This is a genomic window from Parapedobacter indicus (assembly GCF_900113765.1).
Classification (GTDB): Bacteria; Bacteroidota; Bacteroidia; order Sphingobacteriales; family Sphingobacteriaceae; genus Parapedobacter; species Parapedobacter indicus.
Genome location: NZ_FOQO01000005.1, coordinates 318476 through 335521, shown reverse-complemented (window position 1 = coordinate 335521; position 17046 = coordinate 318476). Strand labels below are relative to the sequence as shown.

Here is a 17046-nt window from a genome sequence, read left to right as displayed (position 1 = left end):
TATGGTCACCACACTATTGGTTATTGTTATCATCCTTGCTATAGCTTTTGATTATATCAACGGATTTCATGATGCCGCAAATTCCATCGCTACCATTGTGTCAACCAAAGTGTTGTCACCTTTCCAGGCTGTGCTATGGGCAGCTGCCTTCAATTTTGCCGCCTATTTTTATTTCACTGACCACAAAGTAGCCAACACGATCGCAAAGACGGTACTCGAACAATACATCACACTTGAGGTGATTTTTGCGGGGTTAATGGCCGCCATCGGTTGGAATCTTTTCACTTGGTATTATGGTGTGCCTTCCAGCTCTTCACACACCTTAATAGGCGGATTTGCAGGAGCGGGCATGGCCCATGCCTTTATCCTTGGAGATAGCGCCATCGGAGCGATCAACTTGGGTGCCACCCTTCAGATCATATCCTTTATTGTGCTTGCCCCGCTCATCGGTATGTTCATTGCTATCGTGATTACGCTATTGATCATCAATATATCAAAAAGGGCGAAACCTTCCGTTGCCGAATGGTGGTTCCGGAAGCTCCAACTGGTTTCATCGGCAGCGCTGAGCTTTGCGCATGGCGGTAATGACGCCCAAAAGGTGATGGGGATTATCTTCGTGGCAATGGTAGCGGGAGGATACCTGCAATCGGATGCCCCCATGCCGGAGTGGATACCCCTTGCTTGTTATTCAGCCATTGCACTGGGCACGATGAGCGGTGGATGGAAGATCGTAAAGACGATGGGCACCAAAATTACGAAAGTAAATGCTTTGGAAGGTGTGGGTGCAGAAACCGCCGCTGCGGTAACCCTCGGTTTCACCGAGCACTTTGGCATTCCGGTATCCACAACGCACACCATCACTGGTTCAATCATTGGAGTGGGTGTGGTAAAACGCGTTTCCGCCGTGAGGTGGGGTGTCACCATTAGCCTCCTGTGGGCGTGGGTATTAACGATTCCGGTATCGGCCATCCTTGCGGGTATTACGTATACGATCATTCACTATTTATTCTAACCGAAGCCAGCATACAGGATAGTCAATGTGGCGTATAATAAATATTTGGGATTTTTTAGGAAACGATGCGATTAATCCGTAGATTTACATCGTCTTTGCCAAACTGCCTATAAAAATAGACATTTTGAATGACAATTTATTGAAATGGCTGTCTTTCTTTTTTGGTTATACAGGCTAGCTTTTCGTTGCTATCGGAGAAGAATAGCATGTCATCGCGTCAAGCTGACAGAATCTATAACTAACTGTTTAGCAACCGAATATGTTCTTTGTCATTGACATTTAAAGCGTTTAGCGGGTAGTTTTTTTTAGAAAATAGTAGAAATTAAAAAAACTGGAATAGTATTTGCAAATATTGCGTGAATCAAACTATTGGTTATTTTTGCGAAAAATTAGACAATTAAAAATTTTTAACCTTAAAAAAAACAAGAGTATGAATTATTCTACAATCAAAACGGCAGTTGCTTGCTCGCTCGTTGCAGCCATAGGGCTGACCGACACGGTGCAAGCACAGGAGCCGACTGTATTTGGCGGAAGGCGCCAGTACAGAACGTGGTCAATTGGGGTCAATGGTGGTTTCACAACGCCATCAGTGATCATCGGTGGATCGAATGCATTTAACGAAAAAGTAGGCTTCGGCGGTTACAAATTGCGCGAATATTACGGACTTACCGTTCGGAAGCAATTGTCAAGCTGGTTTGGCTTGGAAGCTGCCGCCAATCGCGGTAGGATTTTCACTTACAATAACAGAGGTATTAGCAATTCGTACCTGTTTGATGCAGCTAACGGCGCTTCAGGTGCTGCTGGATATCAGTCCGCGGAAACTTCTGTACAGTATGCGGCTAGCTTGAACGGTGTATTCCAATTGGCTACCATCGATTTCTTGCGTCGTGAGAATGCCGTTAACTTCTATGCGAGTGTCGGTTACGGTGTGATGGCGTTTAACCCAGTTGGTTATACCGATGCAGAGGGTTCTTCCGGAGCTTGGGATAACAAAGGCGGTTGGGGCGAAGAGGTCAATTCCGATCGCGAATTGACAGGTGATCGTGACTTTAAACGCGAAGCATACATTCCTGTAGGTGTAGGTGTTAAATTCAAACTGTCTGACCGCGTAGCTTTAAACTTAGGTTATACGATGAACTTTGTTGATGACAAAGCATTGTTTGGACCGGTTGTTGACCGTGCGGCCAATGACAAATTCTCTTACACCTATGCTGGTTTGGAATTCTCTTTGGGTTCTTCTTCGAAACCGGATTTGACCTGGCACAACCCTGTATCAACGTTGTATGACGAGTTGAAAGATCCTTCTCTGCGCAACGAGCTTGAGGCTTTGAAACAACGCGTATCTACGTTGGAAGGTCTTGTTGACGAGTTGAGCCGCGACGAAGACGGTGATGGTGTATCTGATAAATTTGACAAGTGCCCAGGCACGCCTGCAGGTACACAGGTTGACGGTGCTGGATGTCCAATTAAATTCCCGGAGCCAAAATCGGAAACCTCTGCAACGTATTCTAACATCCAATTTGAATTTGATAGCTCTGTATTGAAGACTGAATCTTACTCAACCCTTGATCGGTTGTCTTCAGATCTGCGCGAAAGCGGTGCTACAGTTACATTGGATGGTCACGCATCTGCTGAAGGTTCAGAAGCATATAATCTGAACTTGTCAAGAGACCGTGCAAACTCTGTAAAACAATACTTGGTTAATTCAGGCGTGGATGCTGCCAAAATCAACGTACAAGCGTTGGGCGAATCTGCTCCGATTGCTTCCAATGCAACCGAAGAAGGCCGCGTACTTAACCGTCGTGTTGAAATCAAAAGATAAGTAATCCATCTGGATGACAAAATAAAGCGGCTGCCCAAACGGGCAGCCGCTTTATTTTTGAAAAGCTTTTTATAAAACTTGATCCGATAAGCTTCCTCTCCCTGCAAACTTTTTCAGGATATTGTTGTTTAGTTTTCAGTGTTAGATTTAAACGATATACAGTATGAGTAATCTGAAATTAAAAGGGACTTGGAACGAGTTAAAAGGAAAAGCTAAACAGCAATACGCTGAATTGACCGATGATGATTTATTATATGAAGAGGGAAAAGACGACGAACTGATCGGCCGTATTCAAAAGAAAACGGGCAAAGCTCGAGACGAGGTGGTAGATTGGTTAAATAGTTTGTAATCGCCTCATCATTTAAGAAGGGAAGCGTTATGGACAGTTGTCCATAACGCTTTTCTTTTTAACTTCGTCCCATGTCAAAAAAACAACCTTCTATACTCGTCGTCAATGATGATGGTATCACCGCGCCAGGTATCAAGGTATTAATTGAGGAGATGCAAAAGTTAGGTCAAGTAACCGTCGTGGCTCCAGAGGGACCCCAATCCGGCACCGGACATGCAATTACCATCGGAAAACCGTTGCGCATTGATCGCGTTTACATCTACCCGGATGTGGAAATGTATAAATGCTCCGGTACGCCGGTAGATTGTGTGAAGCTCGCCGTAAATCAAGTGTTCAAGGGAAGAAAACCCGATATCTGCGTGTCGGGCATCAACCATGGCCTCAATAGCTCTATCAACGTGCTATACTCCGGTACTATGTCTGCAGCGGTAGAAGGGGCAATCGAAGCGATTCCTTCAATTGGGTTCTCATACGACGATCTTGAAACCGATGCCGACTTCTCTAATTGTCGCCCGTATGTGAGAAGCATTGCAAAACAAGTATTAGCAAAGGGCTTGGCGAAGGGAACATTGCTTAACGTGAACTTTCCGAAAACCGATCGGATTAATGGAATCAAAATCTGCCGCCAGGCCGATGCAAAATGGGCGGAGGAATTTGATGAACGGAAAGATCCTAATAACCGTAGCTACTACTGGCTTACCGGTGTATTCCAGCTACGTGATCGGGGAGAAGATACTGACGTATGGGCATTGCAAAACGACTACGTTTCGATTGTTCCCGTTCAATTCGACATGACTGCCCATCACGCAATACCCGACTTAAACTCTTGGGAATTTGAAATTCAATGAATCAAATGCAGCAGAATTCGCTTTTATTGGGATTGAGTATTGGACTATTGGCGCCCCTGTGTGCACATATATTGACTACATTCACCACACTATCCGTTCCCTTCGGATCCAAACAGTTGGGCTTATATGTCATTGCTGCGTTAATTAATCTTTTTGTTGTTCGTTATTTCTATCGGAAGGGGCTTGAAAAAGCGGCACGTGGGGTGATTTTGATTACCTTTGTCTTGGCAATGTTGCTGATTTTTACCACAAAATTGTCATTGACATGAAATTGACACTTGGATTCTCTCCTTGCCCAAACGATACGTTTATTTTTGATGCGCTAATCCACCATAAAATCGATACCGAAGGCTTGGATTTTGACGTGTGCTATGAAGACGTGGAGACCTTAAATCACCGGGCATTCAACGGTGAATTGGACATCACCAAACTGAGTTATCATGCGTATGCTTACGCCGTGGAAAATTACGTGTTGCTAAATGCAGGAAGTGCTTTGGGATTTGGAGTAGGACCCTTGTTGATATGCAAACGCCCCGAGTTGATGAAACAGCTATCCGCTATCAGTCATTCGGCGGTTGATTTATCTCTTCAGTCCAATTTAACTGTAGGAATACCCGGGAAATATACGACTGCAAACTTCCTTCTGGGATTGGCATTCCCTAACCTAATAAAGAAACAGGAAATGGTATTTTCCGGGATTGAACAGGCGCTGCTTGACGAGCGCATCGATCTCGGATTGATCATCCACGAGAATCGCTTTACCTTCCACGACAAAGGACTGCATAAAATCATGGACCTCGGCGACTATTGGGAACACGCCACCGGTGCTCCCATTCCCTTGGGTGGAATTGTAGCGAGGCGGCAGCTCTCAGAAAAAACAGTCAAACAAATCGACCGCGTGATCCGCAAAAGTGTGGAATACGCATTTGCCCATCCCAAATCCGGTCTTGATTTTATCCGTTCGCATGCGCAGGAGATGAGCGAAGATATCATGTATAAACACATTGAATTGTACGTCAACCGGTTTTCCATATCGTTGGGCGACGAAGGGAAAACCGCTATCCGAACGCTTTTTCACAAGGCGTGGGAATTAGCGTTGATTCCCCAAACGACTAAAGATTTGTTTTTGTCTTAGCCTTTTGGTTCAACCGCGCCCCTCATTGGATGGCGATTGTCTGAAGTCAGATATCCCAAATCTCAAATCTAATAACTAACTTTGTCGATTATGCCATATTGGCGGTGCCGGGGTTTTGGTGCCATTATTGAGCATATGGCATATCATATAGAAAAAATAACCGATGTTAACATTTTTAAGTAAAATATTTGGTAGTAAGTCCGAACGGGACATTAAACATATCCAGCCGCTAGTTGAGAAAATCAAAGCAGAGTATCCGAAGCTGGAATCCCTTACCAACGACGAACTCCGATCAAAAACAGCCGATTTTAAACGGCGTATTACAGAATACCTGGCTGATATCGACGCAGAGATTGGTGCACTGAAAGCAGACGCAGAGCAAGAAGGGATTGATATGACCGAAAAAACGTCTATCTATGACAAGGTCGACAAACTGGGCAAAGATCGAGACCAAAAACTGGAAGAAGTGTTAATGCAGGTGCTGCCTGAGGCATTTGCTGTAGTAAAAGAAACGGCCCGCCGTTTTACGGAAAATGCCGCACTCGAAGTAACCGCATCCGATTTTGACCGCGAACTAGCAGCTTCCAAACCGCATGTACAAATTGTGGGCGATAAGGCTATCTGGAATCATACTTGGATCGCTGCTGGAAACGAGGTAACGTGGAACATGGTCCATTACGATGTACAGTTGATCGGGGGTATCGTGTTGCACGAGGGAAAAATCGCTGAAATGGCAACTGGAGAAGGTAAAACGTTGGTGGGAACCCTTCCCGCCTACTTGAATGCGCTATCCGGACAAGGGGTACATATTGTAACCGTAAATGATTACCTAGCCCGCCGTGACTCCGAGTGGAACGGTCCACTGTTTGAATTCCACGGTCTACGCGTCGATTGCATTGACAAGCATCAACCAAACTCCGCCGCGAGACGAAACGCCTACGCTGCTGACATCGTATTCGGTACAAACAATGAATTCGGCTTCGATTACCTGCGTGACAACATGGCGCAATCGCCCGATGCACTGGTACAACGAAAACTGCACTTCGCCATGGTGGATGAGGTGGACTCGGTGCTGATTGACGATGCCCGTACGCCGCTAATTATTTCCGGTCCGATACCAAGGGGCGACGAACACGAATTTTATGAGCTCAAGCCGCGCATTGAACGCTTGGTTAATACCCAAAAGGCATTCATCAATAACGTTTTGAATGACGCGAAAAAAAAGATTTCAGAAGGCGACACCGGCGCCGAAGGCGGCGGGCTTGCCCTATTGCGTGCACATCGGGGGCTACCCAAGTATAAGGCACTTATTAAGTTTCTCAGCGAAGGCAGCAATCGGCAGCTCCTTCAGAAAACGGAAAATTATTACCTGCAGGAACAAAGCAAGAATATGCCTAAGGTAGATACCGAGCTGTATTTTGTAATCGATGAAAAAAACAATCAGGTAGAGCTTACCGAAAAGGGTATAGAACTCATCACTGCATCCGGAGAAGATCCTAACTTTTTCATCATGCCGGATGTAGGTACGGATGTAGCAGAAATTGAAAAGTCGGGACTCAGCCCAGAAGAAAAATTGGCTAAAAAAGAGGAATTGATGCGTGATTTCTCAGTCAAATCCGAACGCATCCACTCGGTTAATCAGCTCCTCAAAGCCTATACATTGTTCGAGCGAGACGATGAATACATCATCGACGAGGGCAAGGTTAAGATCGTAGATGAACAGACGGGGCGTATCATGGAAGGACGCCGCTATTCAGATGGATTACACCAAGCCATCGAGGCGAAGGAAAATGTGAAAGTCGAAGATGCAACGCAGACCTACGCCACGATTACCTTGCAAAATTACTTCCGCATGTATCACAAGCTGGCCGGCATGACCGGTACTGCAATTACAGAAGCGGGAGAACTTTGGCAGATTTACAAACTGGATGTGGTTGAGATTCCAACCAATGTGTCTATCCAACGCGATGACCGCCACGATTTAATTTACCGTACGGCCCGCGAAAAGTACAACGCGGTGGCCGAAGAGATTCATCGACTTACCCAAGAAGGCCGACCGGTCTTGGTGGGCACTACTTCCGTGGAAATTTCGGAATTGCTGAGCCGCATGCTTAAACTGCGCGGGGTAAAACATAATGTGTTAAACGCCAAGTTACACCAACGCGAGGCAGATATCGTAGCCGAAGCAGGACAACCGGGTATGGTAACCATTGCCACCAACATGGCTGGTCGTGGTACCGACATTAAACTGGGTCCGGGCGTTAAGGAAGCGGGCGGTCTAGCCATTATCGGTACAGAACGCCACGAATCACGCCGTGTAGACCGACAGCTGCGCGGACGTGCCGGCCGACAGGGAGACCCGGGGTCATCCCAATTCTTTGTATCACTAGAGGACCCGTTGATGCGTTTGTTTGCCTCTGAACGGATTTCCAACATCATGGTGCGCATGGGCGTAGAGGAAGGTGAGGTCATGCAACATAGCATGCTTACCAAATCTATCGAACGGGCGCAAAAAAAGGTGGAGGAAAACAACTTCGGCATCCGCAAACGTCTATTGGAATATGACGATGTGATGAACTCCCAGCGTACGGTGATTTATGCCAAGCGGAAGAACGCATTGTTTGGTGAGCGCTTAGACGTAGATCTCAACAATACGATTTTTGATGTGGTGGAAGAATTGGTTGCAGCGAGCAAGGAATCGGGCACGTATGAGGAATTCCAATTGGAAGTAATCCGCATTTTCTCTGTTGATCCGGATCTTGGCGCAGACGAATTTGCGAACAGCAACATTGTATCGCTTACAGACAAGCTTTTCTCCCAGGTCATTGCTTACTATCATGAAAAGGGAGAAAAAATTGCTAAGCAGACATTGCCGGTCTTGACGGATGTATTTGCTACACGCGGCGGCCAGATCGAAAATATTGTGGTTCCCTTTTCGGACGGCCTGCGTGGTATCCAGGTAGCAACCAACCTCAAAAAGGCCGTCGAATCCGGCGGCAAGGAAGTGTTCAAATCCTTTGAAAAGGGCGTTGTCCTCGCGTTGATCGATGAGGCCTGGAAAGAACACCTACGGGATATGGACGAGCTAAAGCAATCCGTGCAAAATGCAGTGTATGAACAAAAAGACCCCATTATTATCTATAAAATGGAGGCATTCAACCTGTTTAAGGAGATGCTGGTCAACATGAACAAAGATGTGGTAGGGTTCCTTTTCAAGGGCGAAATTCCTAATCAGCAACCCCAGGATGTACGCGAAGCCCGTCCGTTGCCGAGGCAGGAAGCACGGGTTAAGACCTCCAAACCCGAGTTGGTGGCGTCCGGCGGCAGCAGTGCCCCGGTTGAAGACACCCGCGAGGTGCAGCGCACACAGCCAATCCGCAACGAGCAAAAAGTAGGGAGAAACGATCCCTGTCCCTGTGGAAGTGGCAAAAAATATAAAAACTGCCACGGCGCATAACACGCAAAAACAAATACGATGGTTAAAATAGGTTTTGCATGGGTTGGTCTACTGGTCTGTTTTTCGGGATTTACCGGTTATGCCCAGCAGAAAGGAAAAGTGGAAATAGTGGCCGATCCGCTCATTAGTTTGATGCAACGGAACCGCATGGGCACCCGTATTTCGGCGGCCTCGACAAGTGCCCCCCCCGTTGATAAAAAAAATGCGACACGCACCACGGCCATGGGATTTCGCGTCCAGATTTATTCCGGCGCAAACCGTTCGGAAGCTTACGCCGAGCAAGCCCGCTTTAAAACGCTATATAAGGATATCGACACGTATGTAAGTTACGAAGAGCCCAATTATCGGGTAAAAGTGGGCGATTTCCGAAGCCGAAGCGAAGCGCAGGATCTTATGCAGGGCCTACGGAGACAGTTTAACAACGTATTTATCTTTACCGAAGAGATATACGTGTATCAGTAAGGAAAAGAAAAAGCAATGAGGGAAAAAGTCAGTGCAATCGCAACACAAATCTATGAAAAAACGGTGGTCAACCGACGGCATCTCCACCAAAACCCAGAACTGTCATTTGAAGAGTACGAGACCGCTGCATTTGTAAAGTCCGAATTAGACAATCTGGGAATTCCCTACATCCCGATGGCAAATACGGGAGTGGTGGCACAAATAACCGGCGAAAAGCCTTCCGATCGCGTGGTAGCGCTACGTGCCGATATGGATGCGCTTCCCATTACCGAAGTTTCCGGCCGCGAATACGGTTCGAAACGCGAAGGCGTCATGCACGCTTGTGGTCACGATGTACATACCTCCTCTTTATTGGGAACGGCCCGTATTCTCCAGTCATTGAAAGCAGATTTCGGAGGAACAATTAAATTGATTTTCCAACCGGGAGAGGAACGGCTGCCCGGCGGCGCCAGCTTGATGATTAAAGAAGGGGTATTGCAGAACCCTGCTCCCCAAGCGGTCATCGGCCAGCATGTCATGCCGGCAATCCCGGCAGGCAAGGTAGGTTTCCGTGCAGGTAAGTACATGGCATCCACCGACGAACTCTATGTAACGGTTACGGGAAAGGGAGGGCACGGTGCACAGCCCCAGCAAAACATAGATCCGGTGGTCATTACCGCACACATTATTACCGCTTTGCAGCAGGTCATCAGTCGCATTGCCGACCCCCGGATGCCCAGTGTACTATCATTCGGCAAAGTAATCGCCAACGGTGCGACAAATGTCATCCCGAATGAGGTATACCTGGAAGGAACCTTTCGTACATTCGACGAGAAATGGCGGAAAGAAGCGCACACACGCATGAAAAAGATGGCTATGGGCATTGCTGAAAGCATGGGAGCCAGCTGCGATTTCGACATCCGGGTCGGATATCCCTTTTTGGTCAACGAAGAAAAATTAACCGGTGAGGTCCGCGGTTACGCGGAAGAGTTTCTCGGCAATGAACATGTAATTGATCTTGACCTTTGGCTGGCAGGGGAGGATTTTGCTTACTATTCGCAGGAAGCCGACGCCTGTTTCTACCGGCTGGGTACCGGCAACGAGGCAAAAGGGATTACATCCGCTGTGCATACGCCGACCTTTGATGTCGATGAAAGTGCCCTGGCGCTCAGCACGGGGCTAATGGCTTATATCGCTTTACGCCAGTTAGGCAATTAAGTGGGTATGCCGCATGTCTTCACATCATATTGTTAAAGAAGACCAAGAACCTGCACTGATCATTGCACAATTGGGTGGTATTCCCGATTCTATGCTAAGCCAATTGCTGGAATGGAATCCGATTGTCATCACGGATGCACAAAACATAGCACTTGTTACGCAGCAGGCAATCAAAGTGGATGTGCTGATCGCCAACGAACCGGTGGATTTGCCGCAGGATCATATCCTTCTTTTGCCCATGGCTACATCGTTTCTAGACACGGCTCTCACCTTTTTAATCGGAAGAAAATGCCGCGCCGCCAACCTAGTATCAACGGACACAGAGCCGGACCTGATACGTCAATATGCAGACCAAATCCACGCAGTTCTTTTGGTCAATGGCAAAAGGATCTTTGCCGCCAAGTCCGGATTCTCGAAATGGAAGCCTAAGGGGGAAACGGTGTTTCTCTACGGCGACGCGGTGGCCGATATCCGGGGGTTGCGCCCTACCGGTGAACGGGAATATATCACCGTGGCCGATGGCTTTTATTCCATTTATTTTGATAAACCTTATGGTTTGATAGGCGAACGGCTTTAGATCATGAACGAAACAGCAATTCAGGAGGCCACCCTAGCCGATGTAATGACAATTCACCGATTGGCCAATGAAATCTGGTGGCCCACTTACCACGATTTGCTGCCCCATGGACAGATTAAGCTGATGCTGGAATTAATGTATTCGGAGTCGGCTTTACTGAACCAACTCAAAAACGGCCAACAGTTTGCGCTTGCCATGAGAGATGAAACCCCCGTCGGTTTTGTCGGCTTTCAAATCAAGCCGGACTCGCCTGTTACGCGGATCGAAAAGTTGTACGTCCTGCCATCCGAACAAGGAAAAGGAAGCGGTAAGCGACTGATCAATTACGTTGCAGCGCTGGCGTTGGCGACAAATACACGTTGCCTGGAATTAAATGTATATCGCCATAATCCCGCAAAGGCTTTTTATGAACGCCAAGGCTTTAGGGTGGTGGCTGAAGTGAAGATTCCGTATCACGGCTATACACTGAAAGATTACGTCATGCAAAAGCCGTTGTCATTTCTTTTTGGCGGTGATGCCAAACAATGACATCCCTATGATTGTCTCTCCTCATGGAGCATCTCCTAAAGAGTTGCGATATCCATGAAAGCTGATGAACGATAAAATTGTTACGATTTATAGCGACGCGTTAGCCGTATTACAGAACTGCGAGTGCGAGTTCATGATTGGCGGCGGGTATGCCGTAGTGCATTATACGGGCGTGCCACGGGTCACTAAAGACCTGGATATCTTCTGCCTGCCGCAAGAATACCCGAAAATTCTTAAATGTTTTGCCGACCACGGATATCGCACTGAATTGACCGATTCACGCTGGCTGGCCAAGGTCTTCAAGGACGATTATTTTATCGATATCATTTTTGATACGGTCAATAATATCTGCAAGGTGGACGATACTTGGCATGAATATGCCGAAGAAGGTGGCTTTCACGGTATACCTGTTAAGTACATCCCGCTGGAAGAGTTGATATGGTGTAAAATATACGTACAGAACCGGGAGCGCTACGATGGTGCAGATATCAACCATTTGTTATTAAAAGCGGGCCATCGACTGGATTGGGCACGGCTTTGGAAGCGGATGGATACCCATTGGCATTTGCTATTGGCACAGCTATTGATCTTTCAATTCGTGTATCCTTCCGATTACCGGAACATTGTGCCCGATTGGCTATTTCTTGACCTGCTTGACCGTGCCAAAGAACAATATGACCTGCCCCCGTCTCTTGAACGGGTATGCCAAGGGCCGCTCATTGATCAAACGCAGTATGAGGTGGATATCAAAACGTGGAACTATAAGGCATATACGATAAAGACGGTATAAACATAGGTATGGAAACAGAAAACAAAAAACATATACGAATAGCAGCTATAGGCGATTTACATGTGCGCGACACAGATCGGGGAAAATGGAAGGACTATTTCACGGCAATAAATCGGGAAGCGGATGTTTTAGTGATCGCGGGCGATATTACCGACACGGGCGATGAAGACGAAGCCGCGGTGTTTACCGAAGAGCTACAGGGCAACCACCTTCCCATCGTCGGTGTGTTAGGCAACCACGATTACGAAAAAGGACGACATAAAATCATCAAGGAAGTGCTTTCTCATGCCAATATGCAGGTGTTAGACGGGGAATCAACGGTGATTGAAGGAATTGGATTTGCTGGTATTAAGGGATTTGGAGGCGGTTTTGGTCCACGTATGCTCTCTCGATTTGGCGAAGACATGATGAAATCATTTGTGCAGGAAGCGGTAGATGAAGGATTGAAATTGGAACGTGCCTTGTCTCGGTTGGGACAGCACCAAGGGGAAATAACCAAAATAGCCATCATGCACTATGCACCGATCCCCGAGACGGTGGAAGGCGAGCCTTTGGAAATTTATCCGTTTCTCGGTTCATCCCGATTGCTGGAACCCCTTCAGCGAACGGAAGTCGCGGCCGTATTCCACGGGCATGCCCACATGGGGCAATACCAGGGAGAAACCCCCGACGGCACCAAAGTGTGGAATGTTTCCTTGCCGGTTTTGGCCCGACAGGGAAAACCCCATCCGTTTCACCTACTGGAAATCGAAATTAACGAAATACCCGATACATTTGAACGGTTGCCCATTAAATAAAAACCGAAACACCTAACTAGCAAAACGCATGGAAAAACGTCATGTCTATAACAGCGGAATCATCGGAAATTGTGCATACCTCGCCCACATTCAAAAAGACACGAATGTCTCCTGGCTATGTTGGCCCTCATTTGACAGCTCGTTTGTTTTTGGAAGTCTCCTCGATGCCAAAAGAGGCGGACAGTTTTCCATCCGGCCGATGGGTGAATTTAAAACAAACCAATATTACATCGAAAACACCAATGTGCTACGCACTGAAGTCACGACAGCCGACGGCATATATCGGATTACCGATTTTGCTCCGCGATTCCGGCAATATGGACGGTATTTTAAGCCGCTGATGTTGATCCGAAAAATCGAGCCCCTGACGGGCAGCCCCCGAATTCAAGTGGTTTGTGAGCCTATCTCTGATTACGGCCGGCAATCTTTCAAAAAATTCAGGGGAAGTAACCATGTGGAATTCAGCAACGGAATCGAGCAAATGCGCTTAACAACCAATGTATCCATAAGCCATTTTTTCGGTGAAGAATCTTTCGTGCTGAGTGAAACCAAATACCTGGTGCTCACTTATGGCCTACCGCTGGAAGCTCCACTTGAGCATACGGCCGAGCATTTTCTCCGTGAAACAATCGGCTATTGGCGCACATGGATTAAGCATGCTACGATTTCTCCGTTTTACCAAGCGGCAGTCATCCGGTCGGCGCTTGCGTTGAAAATACACCAATATGAAGACACAGGAGCCATTATCGCAGCCGGGACCACCAGTCTGCCCGAACATCCGGGAAGTGGTCGCAATTGGGACTATCGTTATTGCTGGCTGCGCGACAGCTACTACGTCATCACGGCGCTGAACCACATCGGCCAGTTCGAGGAAATGGAGCTATATGCCCATTACATTACGAATATCACACATGCAGACCGGGGAAGGCTGCAACCGCTCTATGGTATAAATAGCCAGTTCGAATTGACAGAACACATTTTGGACGATTTGGATGGATACATGGGCAATAAACCCGTGCGCATCGGCAACCAAGCGTATGAGCACATTCAGAACGATGTGTATGGACAAGCGATGATTGCTTTGCTCCCGCTATACACCGATTACCGCTTTGTATTTAAAGAGCGTTCTGATGCAGGGCGTTGGGTCGATTACATCCTGCTGAAAATCGAGAAGACCATCGATGAGAAAGACGCGGGCATCTGGGAGTTCCGGAATTTTGCAAACCACCATTGTTATTCCAACCTTTTCCAGTGGGCAGGTAGTTCCGCTGCTTATAAAATCGGGAAAGTTATCGACGACCCGCAGCTGATGAAACGGGCAGAGGCGCTGATGAAACGGGCTGCTCATTACATTGAGGCCTGCTACGACAGCGAGCGTAATGTATATACCAACGCAGCCGACAGCCCGCATCTGGACGCCAGCACCTTGCAATTGATTATGATGCATTACCTAGACCCAGCATCCGAAAAAGCCCGTGCCCACTTGGAAGCATTGGAACGTAACCTGAAAACTCCGCAAGGTCTTTTCTATCGTTACCTGCATGCGGATGATTTCGGCAAACCAAAATCTACCTTCCTGATTTGCGCGTTTTGGTATGTAGAAGCGCTAGCCTGCGTAGGTCGCATCGACGAAGCCGTCGAAACGTTCGAGCGGCTGCTGACCTATGCCAACCACTTAATGCTCTTCAGCGAAGACGTCGATGAGTCTAACGGAAGCCAATGGGGCAATTTTCCCCAGGCATATAGCCACGTGGGTTTGATGAATGCCGCATATCGCATTTCAATGAAACTCGACCGGCCTATCTTCATTGGGTAGCAGTTGATGCGTCTGCCAGTTTCCGGAGTAACGCCCGCACATCGGACTGCTGCTTCAGGTAAAACCGCGCCGCAGACACTTCAGTTCCCACTTTAACAGTACATGCTTCTGGCGGCAATACCTGAAACGTATCCTCATCCGTCCGGTCATCGCCAATCGAAAAAATGAAGTCATAGTGGTTTTCATGGAGAATATCCAGCGTTGCACGGCCCTTGTTTACCTCCGCACTCCGTATTTCCACCACTTTATCGCCGTCTAAGAGTTGCAATCCGTATGTCGCCGAATAGTCACGCAGGCTATCGATCAACTCATGAGCCCTTAGCGGCCCCAGGTCCCGTTGCACCTTACGGTAATGCCATGCGAGCGAAAAGCTTTTTTCTTCAACGAAAGCACCCGGAGTACGGTCGGCAAACGCCTCCATGAGTGAGCCCACCTCATCTTTCCAACTGTTTGAAAGTCCACTTTTGAGTCTCCATTCGCTGCCAGGTTCCTTGGTCCAAACACCGTGTTCAGCCACTAAACTATAGTTTCTTCCCGGAAACCACTTTTCGAGTGTACTGTGTTTTCTTCCGCTGATGATCACCAGGTGGTTTAGAATGTCGGCTTCCAGCTGGTCGAGCAATTGATAAAGCTCTTCATCGGGTGAAGCCTTATCGATATCATCCTGGAAGCCAACCAATGTGCCATCGTAATCGAGCAGCAATAAGCGGCTACTGGCATTTTTATATTGTGTGATGATCTGTTCTTCAATACTTGCTCCCACCAATCTCGCTTTGGTGGTTGATTGTTCGTTCTTTATTTCCTGTAGTCTATTCATAAATAAGGTTGCCCAGTGTTGCACGGTAAATTTAAATACGATGGCCTGCATGGATTTCATACGTTTTTTCATTTCGGCCATCGGCATATTTAACGCTGCTAACAAGGCGTCGCGGGTGTCGTGGATATTATTTGGATTTACGATAATTGCGTCAATCAATTCTTTGGCTGCACCTGCCATTTCGCTAAGGATCAACACACCGGTTGCATCTTTTCTGCAGGCGATATACTCCTTGCTTACTAAGTTCATTCCATCGCGCATGGGAGTCACCAAACATACATCTGCCACGTTATAGAGGGCTGCTATCTCGGACATTGGGTATCCGTGATAAAAATACGCCACCGGATACCAATCGTACGCCCCGTACTGGGCATTGATGTGACCCACCAATCGATCGATGTGATCCTTAAGTTCGCGATAATGGGGCACCATATCGCGCGAGGGCACCACAATCATGTATAATGTTACCTCTTTATGGAAGGCGGGATTCTCACGGAGAAACAATTCAAAGGCCTCTAGCCGCTGAATGATACCTTTGCTGTAGTCGAGGCGATCGATGGAGAGAATGATTTTTTGCCCACCGAAATTGGATCTCAATTCGGCGACCCGGTTCGTGACGGCTTCGGCCTGCGATAAGTCTGCAAAACGCTTGCTGTCAATTCCCATGGGAAAAGGTTCGACGAAAACGGCCCGGCCCTCTACTTCCAGTCGGTTGGCGTTGTTATTTGTCCCGATCAGACGGGTCGCCGAACTGATAAAGTGGCGGACGTCATCAAACGTATGAAAGCCAAGCAAGTCTGCTCCCAGGATACCCTCCAGCAACTCCTTCCGCCAAGGAATTAGTCGAAATAACTCCTGCGATGGAAACGGGATGTGCTGAAAAAAACCAATGGATGCATCCGGCAGTGCTTTCCGAAGCATACCGGGAAGCAGCAACAATTGGTAGTCATGAACCCAAATGGTGTCATCCGGCTCGGCCACTTGTAAGATCAGCTCCAAGAACTTCTGATTAACACGGACATACGTTTCCCAGTTTTGCAGGTTGTAATTGGCGAAGTTAGGAAAGTAGTGAAAAATGGGCCACAACACTTCGTTAGAAAATCCCTCGTAAAAACCTTTGATTTCATCTTCATCCAAGAAAAGGGGAATTAACCGCTTTTCCTGTAAGGTTGAAGTGAAATAAGCTTGCTGCTGTGGGTCGTCAATTGAAATACCTGGCCAGCCAATCCAGCTGTTATCGCCTTGTGCGTGTATAGAGGCTAAGCCGGTTGCCAATCCTCCTTCGCTCGGTTGTAAGGCGTAGCCATTTTCATCTTCGGTAATTTTGATGGGTAAGCGATTGGATACAATGATTGTTTTACTCACTTTTGCTTTTACTGTTGATACGCGTACTTCTTTTCCTGCTTAAAAAAATGGATAGTTGGTGCAAAGAATGTGAC

At 47.4% G+C, this 17046-nt stretch carries 15 protein-coding genes; 14 read left to right on the top strand and 1 reads right to left on the bottom strand.

What is annotated here, in order from left to right; genetic code table 11:
* Window position 1 precedes the first annotated feature (1 nt).
* From BMZ56_RS12420 to BMZ56_RS12355, 14 genes are all read left to right on the top strand, one after another.
* Window positions 2-1012 (top strand): inorganic phosphate transporter, encoded by a 1011-nt coding sequence (locus BMZ56_RS12420; RefSeq protein ID WP_090627036.1) that lies wholly within the window; start codon window positions 2-4, stop codon window positions 1010-1012.
* Between the two features lie 430 nt (window positions 1013-1442).
* The gene (locus tag BMZ56_RS12415; protein ID WP_090627277.1) at window positions 1443-2834 is read left to right on the top strand and encodes an OmpA family protein; all 1392 of its coding nucleotides are present in this window, start codon (window positions 1443-1445) and stop codon (window positions 2832-2834) included.
* A 163-nt stretch (window positions 2835-2997) separates the two neighbouring features.
* Window positions 2998-3183 carry a CsbD family protein gene (locus BMZ56_RS12410; RefSeq protein WP_090627033.1) on the top strand — a complete coding sequence of 62 codons (186 nt, stop codon included), beginning with the start codon at window positions 2998-3000 and terminating at the stop codon, window positions 3181-3183.
* Window positions 3184-3254: 71 nt separating this feature from the next.
* A complete protein-coding gene (gene surE / locus BMZ56_RS12405; protein WP_090627030.1) occupies window positions 3255-4031 on the top strand; it encodes a 5'/3'-nucleotidase SurE in 777 nt (258 codons plus the stop codon).
* Window positions 4028-4300: a hypothetical protein gene (locus BMZ56_RS12400; RefSeq protein WP_090627028.1), complete on the top strand. Its 273-nt coding sequence runs from the start codon at window positions 4028-4030 to the stop codon at window positions 4298-4300. Before surE ends, BMZ56_RS12400 begins: the two co-directional genes overlap by 4 nt.
* Window positions 4297-5166, top strand: coding sequence for a menaquinone biosynthesis family protein (locus tag BMZ56_RS12395; RefSeq protein WP_090627026.1), 870 nt, complete (start codon window positions 4297-4299; stop codon window positions 5164-5166). Before BMZ56_RS12400 ends, BMZ56_RS12395 begins: the two co-directional genes overlap by 4 nt.
* 163 nt (window positions 5167-5329) lie before the next feature.
* Window positions 5330-8623 carry a preprotein translocase subunit SecA gene (secA, locus tag BMZ56_RS12390; protein WP_090627024.1) on the top strand — a complete coding sequence of 1098 codons (3294 nt, stop codon included), beginning with the start codon at window positions 5330-5332 and terminating at the stop codon, window positions 8621-8623.
* A gap of 18 nt (window positions 8624-8641) precedes the next feature.
* Window positions 8642-9085 carry an SPOR domain-containing protein gene (locus tag BMZ56_RS12385; RefSeq protein ID WP_090627021.1) on the top strand — a complete coding sequence of 148 codons (444 nt, stop codon included), beginning with the start codon at window positions 8642-8644 and terminating at the stop codon, window positions 9083-9085.
* Between the two features lie 15 nt (window positions 9086-9100).
* Window positions 9101-10282 (top strand): M20 metallopeptidase family protein, encoded by a 1182-nt coding sequence (locus BMZ56_RS12380; protein ID WP_090627019.1) that lies wholly within the window; start codon window positions 9101-9103, stop codon window positions 10280-10282.
* Between the two features lie 13 nt (window positions 10283-10295).
* Complete coding sequence (locus BMZ56_RS12375) at window positions 10296-10859, top strand: hypothetical protein (RefSeq protein WP_090627016.1); 564 nt, start codon at window positions 10296-10298, stop codon at window positions 10857-10859.
* Between the two features lie 3 nt (window positions 10860-10862).
* The gene (locus tag BMZ56_RS12370) at window positions 10863-11387 is read left to right on the top strand and encodes a GNAT family N-acetyltransferase (RefSeq protein WP_090627014.1); all 525 of its coding nucleotides are present in this window, start codon (window positions 10863-10865) and stop codon (window positions 11385-11387) included.
* Between the two features lie 64 nt (window positions 11388-11451).
* Window positions 11452-12177 (top strand): nucleotidyltransferase, encoded by a 726-nt coding sequence (locus tag BMZ56_RS12365; protein WP_090627012.1) that lies wholly within the window; start codon window positions 11452-11454, stop codon window positions 12175-12177.
* Window positions 12178-12185: 8 nt separating this feature from the next.
* On the top strand, window positions 12186-12974 hold the full coding sequence (locus tag BMZ56_RS12360; RefSeq protein WP_090627010.1) for a metallophosphoesterase family protein: 789 nt from the start codon (window positions 12186-12188) through the stop codon (window positions 12972-12974).
* 28 nt (window positions 12975-13002) lie between these two features.
* The gene (locus BMZ56_RS12355) at window positions 13003-14790 is read left to right on the top strand and encodes a glycoside hydrolase family 15 protein (protein WP_090627007.1); all 1788 of its coding nucleotides are present in this window, start codon (window positions 13003-13005) and stop codon (window positions 14788-14790) included.
* Here the strand turns inward: BMZ56_RS12355 and BMZ56_RS12350 are convergent.
* Window positions 14780-16972, bottom strand: a complete 2193-nt coding sequence (locus BMZ56_RS12350) for a bifunctional alpha,alpha-trehalose-phosphate synthase (UDP-forming)/trehalose-phosphatase (protein ID WP_090627005.1) — start codon at window positions 16970-16972, stop codon at window positions 14780-14782. The genes BMZ56_RS12355 and BMZ56_RS12350 overlap by 11 nt on opposite strands.
* Between the last annotated feature and the right edge of the window lie 74 nt (window positions 16973-17046).

Excerpts from the sequence above, each read along its gene's own strand:
- BMZ56_RS12420 (WP_090627036.1), top strand. The coding sequence starts at position 2 with ATGGTCACCACACTATTGGTTATTGTTATCATCCTTGCTATAGCTTTT.
- BMZ56_RS12415 (WP_090627277.1), top strand. The coding sequence starts at position 1,443 with ATGAATTATTCTACAATCAAAACGGCAGTTGCTTGCTCGCTCGTTGCA.
- BMZ56_RS12410 (WP_090627033.1), top strand. The coding sequence starts at position 2,998 with ATGAGTAATCTGAAATTAAAAGGGACTTGGAACGAGTTAAAAGGAAAA.
- surE (WP_090627030.1), top strand. The coding sequence starts at position 3,255 with ATGTCAAAAAAACAACCTTCTATACTCGTCGTCAATGATGATGGTATC.
- BMZ56_RS12400 (WP_090627028.1), top strand. The coding sequence starts at position 4,028 with ATGAATCAAATGCAGCAGAATTCGCTTTTATTGGGATTGAGTATTGGA.
- BMZ56_RS12395 (WP_090627026.1), top strand. The coding sequence starts at position 4,297 with ATGAAATTGACACTTGGATTCTCTCCTTGCCCAAACGATACGTTTATT.
- secA (WP_090627024.1), top strand. The coding sequence starts at position 5,330 with ATGTTAACATTTTTAAGTAAAATATTTGGTAGTAAGTCCGAACGGGAC.
- BMZ56_RS12385 (WP_090627021.1), top strand. The coding sequence starts at position 8,642 with ATGGTTAAAATAGGTTTTGCATGGGTTGGTCTACTGGTCTGTTTTTCG.
- BMZ56_RS12380 (WP_090627019.1), top strand. The coding sequence starts at position 9,101 with ATGAGGGAAAAAGTCAGTGCAATCGCAACACAAATCTATGAAAAAACG.
- BMZ56_RS12375 (WP_090627016.1), top strand. The coding sequence starts at position 10,296 with ATGTCTTCACATCATATTGTTAAAGAAGACCAAGAACCTGCACTGATC.
- BMZ56_RS12370 (WP_090627014.1), top strand. The coding sequence starts at position 10,863 with ATGAACGAAACAGCAATTCAGGAGGCCACCCTAGCCGATGTAATGACA.
- BMZ56_RS12365 (WP_090627012.1), top strand. The coding sequence starts at position 11,452 with ATGAACGATAAAATTGTTACGATTTATAGCGACGCGTTAGCCGTATTA.
- BMZ56_RS12360 (WP_090627010.1), top strand. The coding sequence starts at position 12,186 with ATGGAAACAGAAAACAAAAAACATATACGAATAGCAGCTATAGGCGAT.
- BMZ56_RS12355 (WP_090627007.1), top strand. The coding sequence starts at position 13,003 with ATGGAAAAACGTCATGTCTATAACAGCGGAATCATCGGAAATTGTGCA.